Origin of the sequence: Nocardia sp. NPDC050793 (genome assembly GCF_040654065.1) — a bacterium.
Lineage (GTDB): Bacteria > Actinomycetota > Actinomycetes > Mycobacteriales > Mycobacteriaceae > Nocardia.
Genome location: NZ_JBFAHG010000003.1, coordinates 499,457 through 514,078 on the forward strand (window position 1 = coordinate 499,457; position 14,622 = coordinate 514,078).

14 protein-coding genes are annotated in these 14,622 nt (G+C 70.0%); 8 read left to right on the forward strand and 6 right to left on the reverse strand.

Translation table 11 applies throughout. From position 1 onward, the window contains the following. Nucleotides 1-11: 11 nt before the first annotated feature. Nucleotides 12-1,646 carry an MFS transporter gene (locus AB0H50_RS12885; protein ID WP_357450664.1) on the reverse strand — a complete coding sequence of 545 codons (1,635 nt, stop codon included), beginning with the start codon at nucleotides 1,644-1,646 and terminating at the stop codon, nucleotides 12-14. Nucleotides 1,647-1,774: 128 nt separating this feature from the next. Between AB0H50_RS12885 and AB0H50_RS12890 the strand changes: the two genes are divergently transcribed. The 6 genes from AB0H50_RS12890 (at nucleotide 1,775) to AB0H50_RS12915 (ending at nucleotide 7,360) form a co-directional block, all read left to right on the forward strand. Beyond that, nucleotides 1,775-2,410 (forward strand): PadR family transcriptional regulator, encoded by a 636-nt coding sequence (locus AB0H50_RS12890; protein ID WP_357450665.1) that lies wholly within the window; start codon nucleotides 1,775-1,777, stop codon nucleotides 2,408-2,410. 138 nt (nucleotides 2,411-2,548) lie between these two features. Continuing rightward, nucleotides 2,549-3,802: a bifunctional 3,4-dihydroxy-2-butanone-4-phosphate synthase/GTP cyclohydrolase II gene (locus AB0H50_RS12895; protein ID WP_357450667.1), complete on the forward strand. Its 1,254-nt coding sequence runs from the start codon at nucleotides 2,549-2,551 to the stop codon at nucleotides 3,800-3,802. A 217-nt stretch (nucleotides 3,803-4,019) separates the two neighbouring features. Then, on the forward strand, nucleotides 4,020-4,877 hold the full coding sequence (locus tag AB0H50_RS12900; protein WP_357450669.1) for an expansin EXLX1 family cellulose-binding protein: 858 nt from the start codon (nucleotides 4,020-4,022) through the stop codon (nucleotides 4,875-4,877). A 126-nt stretch (nucleotides 4,878-5,003) separates the two neighbouring features. Continuing rightward, on the forward strand, nucleotides 5,004-5,423 hold the full coding sequence (locus AB0H50_RS12905) for a hypothetical protein (protein ID WP_357450671.1): 420 nt from the start codon (nucleotides 5,004-5,006) through the stop codon (nucleotides 5,421-5,423). 83 nt (nucleotides 5,424-5,506) lie between these two features. Next, nucleotides 5,507-6,520, forward strand: coding sequence for a zinc-binding alcohol dehydrogenase family protein (locus AB0H50_RS12910; RefSeq protein ID WP_357450673.1), 1,014 nt, complete (start codon nucleotides 5,507-5,509; stop codon nucleotides 6,518-6,520). Nucleotides 6,521-6,829: 309 nt separating this feature from the next. Then, entirely contained in the window at nucleotides 6,830-7,360 is a 531-nt protein-coding gene (locus AB0H50_RS12915) for a cutinase family protein (protein ID WP_357450676.1), read from the forward strand. A gap of 142 nt (nucleotides 7,361-7,502) precedes the next feature. Here AB0H50_RS12915 and AB0H50_RS12920 read toward each other — a convergent pair whose 3' ends face one another. Both AB0H50_RS12920 and AB0H50_RS12925 read right to left on the reverse strand, forming a co-directional pair. Continuing rightward, nucleotides 7,503-8,405: a serine hydrolase gene (locus tag AB0H50_RS12920; protein WP_357450679.1), complete on the reverse strand. Its 903-nt coding sequence runs from the start codon at nucleotides 8,403-8,405 to the stop codon at nucleotides 7,503-7,505. Then, entirely contained in the window at nucleotides 8,402-9,277 is an 876-nt protein-coding gene (locus AB0H50_RS12925; RefSeq protein ID WP_357450680.1) for a LysR family transcriptional regulator, read from the reverse strand. Before AB0H50_RS12925 ends, AB0H50_RS12920 begins: the two co-directional genes overlap by 4 nt. Before the next feature lie 165 nt (nucleotides 9,278-9,442). Between AB0H50_RS12925 and bla the strand changes: the two genes are divergently transcribed. Beyond that, complete coding sequence (gene bla, locus AB0H50_RS12930; RefSeq protein WP_357450683.1) at nucleotides 9,443-10,372, forward strand: class A beta-lactamase; 930 nt, start codon at nucleotides 9,443-9,445, stop codon at nucleotides 10,370-10,372. Between the two features lie 51 nt (nucleotides 10,373-10,423). On the opposite strand, the gene AB0H50_RS12935 is transcribed toward bla, so the two are convergent. The 3 genes from AB0H50_RS12935 to AB0H50_RS12945 are packed head-to-tail and all read right to left on the reverse strand — an operon-like array spanning nucleotide 10,424 to nucleotide 13,523. Next, nucleotides 10,424-11,983 (reverse strand): multicopper oxidase domain-containing protein, encoded by a 1,560-nt coding sequence (locus AB0H50_RS12935; protein ID WP_357451543.1) that lies wholly within the window; start codon nucleotides 11,981-11,983, stop codon nucleotides 10,424-10,426. A 5-nt stretch (nucleotides 11,984-11,988) separates the two neighbouring features. Then, a complete protein-coding gene (locus AB0H50_RS12940) occupies nucleotides 11,989-12,375 on the reverse strand; it encodes a hypothetical protein (protein WP_357450685.1) in 387 nt (128 codons plus the stop codon). Between the two features lie 38 nt (nucleotides 12,376-12,413). Further along, nucleotides 12,414-13,523 carry an amidohydrolase family protein gene (locus AB0H50_RS12945; protein WP_357450687.1) on the reverse strand — a complete coding sequence of 370 codons (1,110 nt, stop codon included), beginning with the start codon at nucleotides 13,521-13,523 and terminating at the stop codon, nucleotides 12,414-12,416. A gap of 175 nt (nucleotides 13,524-13,698) precedes the next feature. On the opposite strand from AB0H50_RS12945, the gene sigJ reads away from it, so the two are divergent. Then, on the forward strand, nucleotides 13,699-14,622 hold the full coding sequence (gene sigJ / locus AB0H50_RS12950; RefSeq protein WP_357450690.1) for an RNA polymerase sigma factor SigJ: 924 nt from the start codon (nucleotides 13,699-13,701) through the stop codon (nucleotides 14,620-14,622).

Sequence of the window (14,622 nt, forward strand, 5' to 3'; positions counted from 1 at the left end):
GAGCGTCGGCATCAGTAGGCGGTGCCGCCGGTCGCCGGTGTGCGGCCGTGCCGCATGACCAGCGCGATCAGCAGTGCGAGCGACGACGCCCCCGCCGCGACCCAGAAGCCCAGCTCGTAGCCGTTGTCACCGAAGATGCCGGGGACCGGGCTCGGCGGAGCAGGTTGACCGCCGACACTGACCAGCGCCCGCATCGGGCTGGCGTGCAGGAACGCCGTGACGATGGCCAGTCCGATCGCCACGCCCATGGACTGCATGACCCCGAGCATGCCCAGGCTGATGCCCTGTTGTTCCTGCGGGACCGCCTCGACCATGAGGATCGGCATGGCCGCGTAGTAGAACCCGAATCCGACGCCGAACGCGGCGCTCACCCAGAGGAACGTCACCCAGGTGTGCGGGAGCATGGCGTAGCAGACCCCCGCGCCGACGAACAGCGCGAGCGCCACGATCAGCGGCAGCCGGGCGCCGATCCGGCGGGCCAGCGCACCGGCCAGCGCGCCGCACAGCATCGCGAGCACGGCTTGCAGCAGGGCGATGCGGACCGCGAATTCCAAAAGGGTGTAACCGTTTCCGTAGGTGTAGCCAGGATCGAGGGTCACCTGTACCGCCTCGGGCGGTATCGGTTGTCCGGTCTGCTGCTGAACCTGCGCCAGCGTGGCCTGTTGCACGCCCGCGGTGACGGTGGCCTGGTCGGGGGTCTGCGTCATGTAGCCGAGCGCATAGGACTGCACGCCGATCAGGAACGACGCGAACAGTGCGCCGGCGAGGACGAGCGCGACCCTCGGGTGGAACAGCAGCCGCATGTCCATGATCGGCCTGCTGACCCGGTTCTCGATCACCACGAACAGCATGAGCAGCACGAGACCGGCCGCCAGCCAGGCCAGCGTCGTCGGCCTGCTCCAGCCCCAGTCCTGGCCCTTGTCCAGGTAGATCAGGGTGAGCCCGGCGCCGGCGGACAGCAGCACCGCGCCGGCGACGTCGATGCGTTCGGGCACGCGGAGCTTGGACTCGGGCACCACGAACCAGACCAGCGGCAGCATCAGCAGCGTGAACCCGGCGAGGCACCAGAAGATCGCGCGCCAGCTGTAGTTGTCCACCAGGAACCCGCCGAGCAGCGGACCCGCGATGGCCGAGAGGCCCAGGCCCGTCGCGGTGATACCGAGGCCGATCGGAACGTACTTGCGCGGCATCAGATCCCGGATCAAGCCATAGGCGATGACGGCGGTCGCGATGGCCGTCGCCTGCAGGCCGCGCCCGATCAGGAACAGCGCCCAGTTCGAGGTGATCGCGTCGAGCACGCAGCCGAGCATGAACAGCACGCCGCAGACGAGGAACATTCGCTTCTTGCCCCAGACGTCGCTCATCTTGCCGATCAGCGGCGAGGCAGCCGCACCGATGAGGCCGAAAACGATGATGGCCCAGTTGATGTTCGCGCCGACGCCGGGGAAGGTCGGCGCGATCTTCTGCAGCGCGGCGGCCACGATCGTGTACTGCATCGGGGCGACCTCGGTGAACAGCACGATGACCGCGAGCACGGCGAAGATCCTGCCGCGCGACGCGCCGTCGAGTCGTCCGGTGTCGTCGGCGGATTCGGAGACGACACCCGGACTTTCGGTAGTCGCGGGGTCGCTGGGAATGGTGGACATGGGTCGCCCTCCGATGCTCTGGTGATACGTGTTGTGAAACCTGTCACATCGGGGCCGGATCGATGCCGTGTGAATCCCACTCAACGGGATTTCTCACCTGTCATATGCCTAGGCGATATAGTCCTAGCGTGACCGATGCCAAGCCTGTTTCCGTGGACGCCGGGGTGCCCGACCTACCGACGACGAGCTGGGCGGTGCTCGGAATGCTCTCGCACGCCGAGGAATTGTCCGGCTACGACCTGAAGAAGTGGGCCGACTGGAGCCTCCAGTTCTTCTACTGGAGCCCGTCGTTCAGCCAGATCTACGCCGAACTCAAGCGGCTCGAGAAGCACGGCTTCGCCACCTCGCGCACCGTGCTGCAGGACGACGGGGTGCGCGGCAAGCGGATGTACGCCATCACCGAGGCCGGTCGCACGGCGGCCGCGCACTGGGTCAATCACGCGCCGGTGGAGGCGCCCGTTCTCAAGCACAGCGTGATGCTGCGCGCCTGGCTCGGCCATCTCGCCGAACCGGACCGGCTGCGCGAAATCCTCACCGAGCACATCGGCTACGCCGAGCGGATGCGCAAGCTCGCCGAGGTGGACGCCGAGGGCGCCGAGGAGAATCCGGACTGGGCCTATCCCGGCGCGGTGCTGCGCTGGTGCGTGCGCCACTACGAGGCCGAGCGGGACTTCGCGCGGGAACTGCTGGCCGACGTCGACAAGCTCGCCGAGGGGCGGCGGCCCAAGGGCGCCGCCAAGGGCAAGGGGCGCCGCGCGTCCTGAGTCGGGAATCCGCCCAATGCGCGCCGCCGGGCGGAGTCCGCCGCGTGGCGGGAGCACCCGGAACGGCCCGCTGAGCGGGACTGCCGCTTTCTATATCGATTAGGGATATTTCTACTAGTCATATAGGAGGAGGTGGTCATGCGTACCGAATTCGCAGGACAGCGGACGTTGGATCCGGTCGAGACGGCGATCGCGGCGATCGCCGCGGGCGGGATCGCGGTCGTCGTCGACGACGAGAACCGCGAGAACGAGGGTGATCTGATCCTCGCCGCCGAACTGGCGACCACGGAGTCCATCGCGTTCCTGGTGCGCCACACCAGCGGCGTGCTGTGCGCACCGATGGCGGGCCCCGATCTGGACCGCCTGCTGCTGCCGCCGATGACCGCGGTCAACGAGGACCCGAAAGGCACCGCGTACACGGTGTCGGTCGACGCGGCGCACGGCGTCAGCACCGGCATCTCGGCCGCCGACCGCGCCCACACGCTTCGCACGCTCGCCGACCCGCGCACCGAGGCGCGCGAGCTCACCCGTCCCGGGCACGTCTTCCCGTTGCGCGCCCACCCGAGCGGCGTGCTCGGCAGGCCGGGGCACACCGAGGCGGCGGTGGATCTCGCCCGCCTCGCCGGACTGCGTCCGGCCGGGGTGATCGCGGAGGTCGTGCGCGACGACGGCGCCATGGCCAGGCTGCCGGAACTGCGGGAGTTCGCGCGCGCCCACGGGCTGCCGATCATCTCGATCGCCGATCTGATCGAGTACCGCCGCCGGGTCGAGCGAACGGTGACCCGCGTGGTGCAGACCAGGATGCCGACCGAGTACGGCGAGTTCCGCCTCGTCGGCTACCGCGACGAGCTCACCGGAACCGAGGCGCTCGCCATGGTTTTCGGCGAACCGGGCCCGGACGCGGTACTGGCGCGGCTGCATTCGGAATGCCTCACCGGCGACGCGCTCGGCTCGCTGCGCTGCGATTGCGGCGACCAGCTCGACGCCGCACTGCGCGCGGTCGCCGCCGAGGGCGGCGGCGTGGTGGTGTATCTGCGCGGGCAGGAGGGGCGCGGCATCGGACTGCTGAACAAGTTGCGCGCCTACGAGCTTCAGGACCTCGGCGCCGACACGGTCGAGGCCAACGTCGCGCTCGGGTTGCCGGTGGACGCGCGCCGCTACGCCGCGGGCGCGCAAGTGCTCGCCGATCTCGGTGTCCGCTCGGTGCGCCTGCTGAGCAACAACCCGGCCAAACAGGCCGGGCTCGAGGAGCACGGCATCGCCGTGGTGCGCAGGGTGCCGCTGCAATCGACACCGACCGAGCACAATATCCGGTACCTGCGTGCCAAGCGCGATCGGATGGACCACCGGCTGTCCGAGATGGACGCGGAGCTCGAGCGCGCCAGCTCCTGAAAGCGGTACGCCATCACCAGACAACCGAGCTGAATCGCTCACTGTCTCCCGTTGCGGACCGACCATTCTGTCGCGGTGAAAAATTTCCGTTCGGGCCGCGCGGTATGAATTCTGCTGGTTTCCTTGACGAGTCAGGATCGACAGTCCGCGAGCGAGGAGAGCCTGGAAGCCGGAGACAGCGGTGCACCGAATACCGATACAGCAGGGTCGTTTTCGGATGGGCTGGGTGTGGTCGGTCGTCGGCGCGGTGATCGCGGTGGTCGGCGTCGCGGTATGGGCGACGCGGCCGGAAGCGGTCGCGTGCGAGCCGGCGGCGGACGGCGGCGTGCATGCCGTCCCGACGTGGTCGCCGGTGACCGGAAACAATTCCGGTGCGCCCGCGCGACATTGGCCGCCGCTGCCGCCGATGCCGGGTGAGGCGCGCTACTACTCGTCCAGGTCGATCGCCGCGTGCTCGTTCGAGGATCTGCCCGCCGACGGGCTCTACGCCGGGCTCTCCACCGCGGAGTTCGGCCGCGCCGACCTGTGCGGCGGCCACCTCGACGTCCGGGGTCCGCGCGGGGCGGTGCGCGTGCTCGTCGCCGATCGTTGCCCGGGATGCGCTCCGGGACAGCTGGACCTGAGCGTCGCCGCGTTCGACCGGATCGCCGACCGCGCCGACGGCGTTGCCCAGATCAGCTATCGGCTGGTGCGAGACCCGGAGCCCGTCCCCGAACTCGGCTTCACGGTGAAGCCGGATTCGTCGAGGGGCTGGCTTGCCCTGCTGATCACCGGCACCGGCAACCCGATCCGCCGGGTCGCGTTGCGCGACGAGGCGGGCGAGCAGTGGCGCGAGCTGACGCGCGGGACGGACAACTACTGGACTCTCGTCGGGGCCGGATCGGGACCCTTCATCGCGCGGATCACCGATGCGTACGGGCACGAGGCCGAGATCGTCGGGGTGACAATCGATTCCGGCGCACGCCGAACCGGCGTGCGGCTGTATTCCGCCGCGACCGCCCCCACGCCGATGATCGTGCCCGCCACCTCGCGGGTGCGAGCTCAACCGTCGGTCGCTTCGCCCTGCGTTCGCTAGCCAAGGCTTCTTCGGTCGCGGTATCGCCGTCGCCTCGCGCGGCCGCGGCGGCGATGCGCAGCTGGTCGAGTTCGACGCTGACCTCGTCGATATCGCCGGGAGGGACGCGCAGCCACCCGGCTACCGTTGATCCGCGAGATCGAGATCACCGCGAAGTTGGTGCGGGATCTGCTGCGTGACCAGCACCCCGACCTGGCCGATCACCCTGTGCGGCTCGGCGCACGTGGCTGGGACAACCAACTGTGGCGGCTCGGCGACGATCTCGCCGTCCGGCTGCCCTGGGCGACGGAGTCCGCGGACGCGCTGCTGCGCAAGGAGCACACGTGGCTGCCAGCCCTGGCCCCGCGCCTTCCTCTACCGGTTCCCGCAGTCGCAGCCCGGCGCGGCCGGATGTGTGGCCCGCCGCCTCGGAATCAGCTGGACGTCGGCCGCCGATGCCGGTGTACAGGCCGCCGCCGGTTGCGCGATCGACTCGTCTTGGATCGCCAACCGGCCAGCGCGGGACCTCGGGAACGCGCGACGCGCCCGGTGCGGCCAGGGGAGTAGCGAGGAGTGGGCCCGTGGCGGCGAGATCGTGCCAGACTGGTCCGAGCCCGGCACATCGCGAAGAGGTGATTCGGAGTGAACCGATGATCGCGTGGCGCGTTCGCCGCCCCGGCCCGATCGACGATGGGCCGCTGGAGCTGGTGCGCGAACCGGCGCCCGAGCCGGGCACTGGTGAACTGCTGGTGCGGGTGCTCGCCTGCGGGGTGTGCCGCACGGATCTGCACGTGGCGGAGGGCGATCTCCCGGTGCATCGGGCCGGTGTGACGCCCGGGCACGAAGTGGTGGGCGAAGTCGTCGCGCTCGGTCCCGAGGCGGCGGTGTCGGCCGGGCGGCCGTTCGCGCCGGGCGACCGGGTCGGCATCGCCTGGCTGCGCCGCACCTGCGGAGTGTGCCGCTACTGTCTGCGCGGCGCGGAGAATCTCTGCCCCGACTCGCGCTACACCGGCTGGGACGCCGACGGCGGATACGCCGAGTTCGCCACTGTTCCAGCAGATTACGCACATCATCTGCCCCCGGGCTACGACGACGCCGAGACGGCGCCGCTGCTGTGCGCCGGCATCATCGGCTACCGCGCGCTACAACGCGCCGACCTTCCCGAGGGCGGGCGGCTCGGGATCTACGGCTTCGGCGGCAGCGCGCACATCGCCGCGCAGGTCGCGCTGGCCCGCGGCGCCGAAGTGCATGTCATGACCCGCGATCCGGCCGCGCGCGAGCTCGCCCGCGAGCTCGGCGCCACCTCGGTGCAGGGCGCCGCGGATCCGCCACCGGCGCCATTGGATTCGGCGATCCTGTTCGCGCCCGTCGGTGAGCTGGTGCCGCCTGCGCTCGCGGCGCTGGACCGCGGCGGCGTGCTCGCGATCGCCGGAATCCATCTGAGCGATGTCCCGGCGTTGAATTATCAGCGACACCTGTTCCAAGAGCGGGAAATTCGCTCGGTCACCGCGAATACCCGAGCCGATGCGCGGGAATTCCTGGCCCTGGCCGAAAAGCACCGGATAACCGTGACGACGCGGGGGTACTCCCTGGACAGGGCGGATCGGGCGCTCGCCGACCTCGCGCACGGACGGTTCACGGGCGCAGCGGTTCTCGTCCCGTAGCGCTCGCACCGCACCGGGCAGCCTTCGCGCACAACGATTGTGCGATGACTCGGTCTCGCTTGGATTGAGTTGCTTGACGCAACTCACTGCCGTTCTTACCTTCGCGGATATAGCCGAGTGATAGTCACTGACAACCGTCACTCGGTGTTCTCACAACGGCGTGAGTGGGTGATCGTCATGGCCAACCGGAAGGTAAATCTGTTCCGAAATCGACCTGTGGCAAGGGCATTCGCGGTGCTATTGCTCATAGCGGGGTTCGGAGCTGCGACAAGTCTCGGCACGCAGGCGTCTGCGGACGCGTGCGCTGCGGTGGACGTGGTCGTGGCCCGAGGTACCGGGGAACCGGGATGGTTGGGAAGTGTGGTCGGCGATCCGCTGTACGGCACACTGCTCCAAACGCTTCCGGTCGACTCCACCGCGTACGCGGTGAACTACCCGGCGAACCTGCTCGTTCCGTCCTCGGTGAGCGACGGCACGCGGGACATGACCGCGCACATCATGGCCCAAGCGGCGATGTGCCCGGATCAGCGGTTCATCCTGGTCGGTTACTCGCAGGGCGCGGTCGTCACGCACGGCGTGCTCGGCACCGGCATCGTGACCGCGCTGCCCGGCATGTACGTCCTGCCGTACGAGCTGGAATCGAGGATCGCCGCGGTGCTGCTGTTCGGTGATCCGGTTCGCCTGATCGGATGGAATGTGCCGGGGTTGTACGCCTGGCGCACCGCCAATTACTGCACCGGTGGTGACCCGGTGTGCGGCGGCGGTTTCGATCCGGCGGCGCACGGCAACTACGGTTGGGCGATGTGGCCCGCCGCGGAATTCGCGGCCGCCCACGTCTGAGCACCCGGCCGGGAAATCCGGGACGTCGGGGCATGGCGGCGACGCCAGGCCCCGACACTTGTGTGCGCACTCGACTGACCGAAGTGTGCGACCAGCTCGGTGCCACCTTCGCCGCTCTCTCGCTCGCTGCGGGCGCGGATTGTCATCCCTCCTGCGGCAAGGGCAGGCGAAGTTCGGTGACGGCGATGCGGGCAGTCTCGGCGATGGCGGCGTCGACGACGGGCAGGTGCGGATCCGCACGGGCCGCACGGGTGAAAATCGCTACCGCGACGGGGTATTCGCCGGGAAATTCGACAACCGCGACCTCGTTGCGGATGACCCCGATGGTTCCGGTCTTACCCGCTGTCGACACGCTGCGATGGGGGAAGCCTGCGGCGACGCGATGCGGCCAGACCTGGAGACGCATAACGGAGCGGACGAACTCGGTCTGCTCTGCGGACAGCACCGTGCCGCTCCACAGGGCGCGCAGCAGTCGGGTCATCTCCTCCGGCGTCGTCGCGCTGGTGTACGACGGGTCGTACGCCGACACCGACCACGCGTCGTCGTTCTCCGCGAGCACCGCGAATGCCTCGGCAGTGGTATGCGCGTCGGTGTCGCGGACGAGACTGCGGTGCAGGTCGGCGGTGCCACCCACGATGCGGGTGCGGGTCAGGCCGAGATCGTCCAACAGGCTCTCGACGGCACCGAGGCCCGTCTCGCCCAGCAGGACATCGGCCGCGGCGTTGTCGGAGACGGTCATCATCGACGCCGCGAGGTCGCGCAGGCTCATGGTCACCGGATCGCGCAGGGCAGCGATGCCGGTCGGACCCGGCGTGCAGTCGGACGGGGTCACCGTCAGCCGGGTAGCGGGATCGATGCGCCCGGCGTCGACATGGCGGCAGAACGCGACGAACAGCGGCAACTTGTACACCGACGCGAGCACGACCCGCTCGTCGCCGCCCACGGAGATCTCGGTCGAGGAGCCGTCGCACCGGCGGGCGTGCAGCCAGCCGCTGCATCCGGCATCGGCGAAAACGGCGCGGATTCGGTCCTCGGCGGTGCTCACCGCAGTCGCTCCCGGTACAGCACCCGGTCGACCGCGTCGGCATGGGCGTCGGCGCCGGGACGGTGGACGACGCGGACGCGCAGAGCAACGGATTGCGGTGCGATGCGCAGCCACGTCACGCCGGGCATCGACGACGGACGCATGGCGGTGAGCCCGAAACTCGTTCCGGCCGCCACCGCCGCGAACATGGTGCGATCGTCGGGCGCGGGCACGGTCGGCGCGTCCAGGCCCCGCTCGCGCAGCAGGTCCACGACGGTGTCGAAGGCCGGCGGGTTGGCCGAGCGCGGCGGACAAGCGAAACTCAGTCCGCCGAGCATGGGGAAGGCGGGGCGTTCGGTGCCCGCGCTGCGATGATCCGACGGCACCACCAGCCACCGCGGCACCTTGACGACCGGCCGGACCTCGACCCCGTCGACCAAGGCGGGATGCTCGATCACCGCGACATCGCACAGTCCCGAGCGCACATCGGCGACCAAGTCGACACTCGTGCCCACCGTCGTGGACACCGCGGCATCCGAAGCCACCACGGTACGCAATGCGCCCACACACGCCGTGACTACCCGATCGGGCAGCGCCGCGGTCGCGCCCCAGTGCACCGCGCCGTGGGCGTTCGCGATGCGATGCGCCTCGGCGAGCAGGCGCTCGGTGTCGTCCACGAGCAGCCGAGCCCGCGGGAGCAGTTGCAGACCGGCCGACGTGAGCACGGCTCCCTGCCGGGTGCGGTGAATGAGGTCGACGCCGAGGTGCCGTTCGAGCCGGCGGAGTCCCTGCGACAGCGGTGGCTGGGTCATATCCAGCGCGGCCGCCGCCTTGCCGAAATGTCCTTCGTCCGCGACCGAGACGAAGAAGCGAAGGTGGCGGATCAGGTCCATGCGGTCATTGAACCAGGGGGTTCGCGGACCTCGGTTTCGCTGTCCGACCGCGCGGTCTGCGCCAGGGTCGAAGTGCACGCGAACCTGCGACGATATCCAAGTCGACTCGCCCGCGCCGGAGCCGGATATTGGTGTCGGCGGGCGTGTCGATGGTGTGGTGCGGCGGTGAACTTTTCTGTCTTCACCAGCCCTGGCCCGCTCGGTCGTCGTCGGCTCCTCGCCGCCGTGGCGGTGTCCGCGTTGTCCGTCGTCACCGCCGCGTGCGGGTCCGGCACCGATGTGCCTGCGGCCGCGAACACCACACCGGCGGCCGCGACTACGTCGTTCACCGAGATGGAGGCAACGCACTCCGCACGTCTGGGGGTTTACGCGATCGACACCGGCTCCGGCCGCACTGTTGCCCATCGAGACGGGGAGAGGTTCCCGATGGCCTCCACATTCAAGGGTCTCGCGTGCGGCGCCCTGCTTCGCGACCACCCGCTGTCCACGGGCTACTTCGATCAGGTGATCCACTATTCCCGCTCCGAACTAGTCGAGTACTCGCCGGTGACCGAGAAGCACGTCGACGCCGGAATGACTGTTGCCGCACTGTGTGACGCGGCGATCACTGTGTCCGACAACACCGCGGGCAACCAGTTGCTGAAACTTCTCGGCGGCCCGGAGGGTTTCACCGCATTCCTGCGGTCCATCGGCGACACCACCTCGCGCTTGGACCGCTGGGAGCCCGAGCTGAACACCGCCATTCCCGGTGACGAGCGCGACACCACCACCGCCGCCGCCCTCGCCGCCGACTACCGCAACCTGGTTCTCGGCGATGTTCTCGCCGAACCCGAACGGGTGCAATTGAAGTCGTGGCTGATCGCCAGCAGGACCGGGGCCGACCGTATTCGTGCCGCGTTGCCCGCAGGCTGGACCGTCGGCAACAAGACCGGCAGCCCCGCCTACGGCAGCGCCCTCGACGTCGCCATCGCCTGGCCGCCGGGGCGCTCCCCGCTCGTCATCGCCGTACTGTCCACGAAGTTCGAGCAGAACGCCAAGGCCGACAACCCACTTGTCGCCGAGGCCGCTCGCACAGCCGTTGGGGTGCTCGGGTAGTGCCGAGCCGTTCGACAATCAGTCCCAGGACGAATCCGCCGCGCCGACCGTTCATTCGGTGACGAAGTCGGCCATCATCGCCATGTCCTCGTGCTCGAGATTGTGACAGTGCAGCATGAACGGCCCGGGATGATCGGTGAAGCGCACCGCGACCTCGACCGCTTCCGCGGGGCGCAGGTCGACGGTGTCCTTCCAGCCCAGGTCGAAGCGGCCGGGTGCGCGGTTGTTGCGGCCGATCACCTGGAACGGATCGAGGTGGACGTGCACCGGGTGGTGGAAATCGGTGAGGAAGCGCCAGATCTCGACCGTGCCGAGTTTCGGCCTGGCCAGCGGCTCGCCCGGTGCGTAGAGCTTGCCGTTGATCGCCCAGCCGTGCTCGCGTAGCTGAAAGTGGAAGGTGCGCACCGCGACCGCCGTGCTCGGATCGAGCGCGGCGATCCGGCTCAGCTGCTCGGGGACGGTGGTGTCGTCGCGGCGCGGTGGCCCGGTGAGGTCGAAGCGCATGATCTCGGCGGTGCGTCCGGCGCCGAATTCGTTGCGCAGCCGCACCCGCGTTCCCGGACGGTAGCGCGCGAAGTCCACGACGAGGTCCACCCGTTCACCGGGGGAGAGGTCGATCGCGTCGTGGGCGACGGGCCGTTCGAGAAGCCCGCCGTCGCTGCCGATCTGGACGAGCCCGCCACCGCCCGGCGGCGGCGGATCCAGCGCGAGGCGGTAGCGGCGGGCATTGGAACCGTTCAGCAGCCGGAACCGATAGCGCAGCGGATCGACCTCGAGGCGCGGCCACGGCGCGCCGTTGACCAGCAGGACATCGCCGAGCACACCGTTCATGTACGCGTCGGTGACGCCGGGGGTGCGCAGCGTCGGATCCGCGTGCGGATAAGCGAAGGATCCGTCCTCGGCGAAGGAGCGGTCGGCGATCAGCAGTGGAATGTCACGGTCGCCGGTGGGCAGCCCGAGCGCGGCCTCCTCGTCGTCGGTGATCAGGTGGAAGCCGGCCAGGCCGCGCCAGACCGCCGGACCGGTGAAGCCGTGGCGGTGGTCGTGATACCAGAGTGTCGCCGCGCGTTGGTTGTTCGGATAGTGATAGTCGCGCTCCCCGTGGGCGATCGCGTACCCGGCCGCAGGTGTGCCGTGTCCGTCGTGGTGCGCGCTCGTGGCCGCGGACTCGCCGCGCGGCAGGATGACGTCCATCGGGTAGCCGTCGCTGTCGGCCGGGGTGTGTCCGCCGTGCAGGTGCACGACCACCGGGTGCGGCAGTTCGTTGCGGTGACGCACCACCGACCGGCGGCCCGATCGCGCCAGGATGGTCGGACCGGGAAAGCTGCCGCCGTAGGTCCACGCCGGTGTCCGGAGACCGGGCAGGATCTCCAGATCCGTTTCCCGCTGAACGATTTCGTAGTAGTCCGCCTCTCCGTCGCTGCGCACCGGAGCCAGTACGGCGGGGACGGGCAGCGGTGCATGGAAGGCCGGTGGCGGCGGCACCGCGCTCGGCAGCACGCGGCCGGGTTGCCCTGGCGTGAGCAGCAGGCCGCCCCGGACGCCGGCCGCACCCAAGGTCGCCGCCACGCCGAGGCCGGCCCCGGCGGCCAGGAACCCGCGTCGGCTCATCCGGTTCACGCGCGCCACCGCCACGCCCAGGCCGTCAGCAGGGCGGTGCCGATCGACAGTCCCACGGCCAGCGGTACATGCACCGCGAGAACCCGCTGTTCGCCCAAGGGGATGAGCGCACCGGCGATGATCGTCTGCACGACGCTGGTCCGCACCGGCCAGGACGGGCCGGAACCCAAGCGCCACAACAGGATCGCGGCGACCGTCTGGATCGCCATGCACAGTGCGACGACACCGCCGTTGCGGCCGTGCGCCGCCAGCGCCTCGAAATGCCCGGACAAGAACTCGCCCGCCAGCAGCGCCTGGCTCAGCACGAGCAGCGCCGCGACGGCGGTACCGGCTCGAAACAGCGCCAGCGGCCAAAAGCGGGGTGGGGCAAGGGATTCGGTCACGGATTCTCCTACCGGAACAAGAAGGATGGAGCGGGGGCTCAGCGGGCCTGGCGCACGCCGCGTCGCCAGACCTCGGCGATCGCGGCGGTCGCCGTGATGTCGGTGGTGGGATCTCCGTCGACCAGCACGAGGTCGGCGCGCAGACCCGGCGCGATCCGGCCGCGGTCGGCGAGCCCGAAATACCGGGCGGGCAGGCTGGTCGCCGCGGCGAGGGCCTGCTCCGGCGTGAGGCCGGCCTCGGTGAGCAGGCGCAGTTCGGTGTGCAGGTCGACGCCGTGCGCGGGGACGAACGGCGTGGCGTCGGTGCCTGCCAGCAGCGCGACACCCGCGCGGTGCAGTGCCCGCGCGACCCGGGTGGCGCCGTCGAGCGTCCCGGCGCGTGCGCAGTCCGGCGTATTCGCCGACCGATCCGAGATCGCCGCGAAGTACACCAGCGTGGACACGACGAAGACGCCCTGCGCGGCGACGCGGTCGACGAGCGCGATGTCGTCGTCCGTCCACACATGGGCGAGCCCGTCCACGCCCGCGTCCAGTGCGATGCGCACCTCGGCGGCGGTGACGGCGTGCGCGAGGACGCGCAATCCGGCCGCGTGCGCCGCGGTGACCAGCGCCGCCGCGGTGTCCGCGCCGAGCACCGGCAGTCGCGTGCCGTGCACCGCGCCGTCGTCGACGACGATCTTCAGGTAGTCCGCGCCCTCGGCGACGCGGGCGCGCACGAAATCCTCGGCTTGGTCAGGTCGCTCGATGGTGTCGAACGGTGCGACGTCGAGCGCGTCCATCCCGGGCGCCGTGAGCAGCTGGCTCGGATGTCCGCCCGGCGCGGTCGCGAGGGTGCCCGCGCTGCGGAAGTCGGCGACGTCGTCCCGGTCGGCGGCCAGCGTCCGCTGGGCGGGGAGGTGGTTCGGCAGGCAGAACATGTCCAGCTCGGTCGTTACCCCGTGGCGCAGCGCCTGCACGAGATCGTCGCCGAACACGTGGGTGTGCGCGTCGATCAGTCCGGGCAGCAAGGTCTTTCCCGCGCCGTCGATCTCGACGTCGCCGGGGTCGCCGTCGTACTCGGCGATGCGGTCGTCCACGATAAGGACGGTGGCGTCCGTGCTGGTCTTCTCCCCGTCGAACAGTCGGACGTCGCGAATCACGGTGCGCATGGGTGCTCTCCTTCGTTCTCGGCGGCGGGCGCCGCGTACGGACATCTGGAGTCGGGGGAGAGGCGAGAGTGTGACGTTCGAGTGAGATGGATCACTCCGCGGCCGCGTCGCGTCACACTGCGGTGCGGCGCGGCCCTCTCATGCTCGAGATGAGCGAGCGTAGACAGGAGATGTGATGGAACACCGGCCCGTGGGCGACAGAGCCATGGACACCGATGCCGCGACCGAAGTGTTCGTGCGACACCGCGAGCTGCTGTTCTCGGTCGTCTACACGATGCTCGGCAGCGTCGCCGACACCGAGGATGTACTACAGGAGACCTGGTTGTCCTTGGCGCCGCGCAATACGGCGCTGTCGGCCGAGGAGATCGCCAACCCCCGCGCCTACCTGGTGCGGGTGGCCGTGAATCAAGCGCTCGCGCGGCGCAACGCGATGATCCGGCGAAGGGAAACCTATGTCGGCCAATGGCTTCCGGAACCCGTGGTGCGTGAGACCGAACCCGAGCCCGACGCCGCCGATCGCGCGGTGCGCACCGAGGCGTTCTCGATGGCGCTGCTGGTGGTCCTGGAATCGCTGACCCCGCTGGAGCGCGCGGTGTTCGTGCTGCACGAGGTGTTCGGGTACCCGCACACCGAGACCGCCGAGATCCTCGGCCGCACCCCGGCGGCGGTGCGTCAGATCGCGCACCGCGCCCGTAGTCATGCGCAAGCTCGTCGCCCGCGCGGGCATGCCGACCCGAAGGCGCGCCGCCAGGTGACCGAACGGTTCGTCGCGGCGGCGATGGGCGGCGACCTGGAGGAACTGCTCGCCGTCCTCGCCCCCGACGTCACACTGTGGACCGACGGCGGCGAGCGCGGCCCCGCGACCAGCCTGCGCCCGGTGCACGGGGCGGGCGCGGTGGCGCGGTTGTTCGCCGAGGTGGCGCGCGGGCTGCGGCCCGGTTACCGGGTCGGGTACCGGGCCGTCAGCACCGATCCGTGCGCGGTGCTCTTCGACGGCGACGCCCCGCTGGCCGTCGTCGTGCTGGACGTGACCGCCGAGGACACCGTGCGCGGCATCTACTCGGTCACCAATCCGGACAAGCTGACGCGCATCCGCTGA

What these genes read in the sequence shown, in the direction of transcription:
- AB0H50_RS12925 (WP_357450680.1), bottom strand. Translation starts at nt 9,277, where the DNA reads ATGGACCTGATCCGCCACCTTCGCTTCTTCGTCTCGGTCGCGGACGAA.
- sigJ (WP_357450690.1), top strand. Translation starts at nt 13,699, where the DNA reads ATGGAACACCGGCCCGTGGGCGACAGAGCCATGGACACCGATGCCGCG.
- AB0H50_RS12935 (WP_357451543.1), bottom strand. Translation starts at nt 11,983, where the DNA reads ATGAGCCGACGCGGGTTCCTGGCCGCCGGGGCCGGCCTCGGCGTGGCG.
- AB0H50_RS12895 (WP_357450667.1), top strand. Translation starts at nt 2,549, where the DNA reads ATGCGTACCGAATTCGCAGGACAGCGGACGTTGGATCCGGTCGAGACG.
- AB0H50_RS12910 (WP_357450673.1), top strand. Translation starts at nt 5,507, where the DNA reads ATGATCGCGTGGCGCGTTCGCCGCCCCGGCCCGATCGACGATGGGCCG.
- AB0H50_RS12945 (WP_357450687.1), bottom strand. Translation starts at nt 13,523, where the DNA reads ATGCGCACCGTGATTCGCGACGTCCGACTGTTCGACGGGGAGAAGACC.
- AB0H50_RS12900 (WP_357450669.1), top strand. Translation starts at nt 4,020, where the DNA reads ATGGGCTGGGTGTGGTCGGTCGTCGGCGCGGTGATCGCGGTGGTCGGC.
- AB0H50_RS12885 (WP_357450664.1), bottom strand. Translation starts at nt 1,646, where the DNA reads ATGTCCACCATTCCCAGCGACCCCGCGACTACCGAAAGTCCGGGTGTC.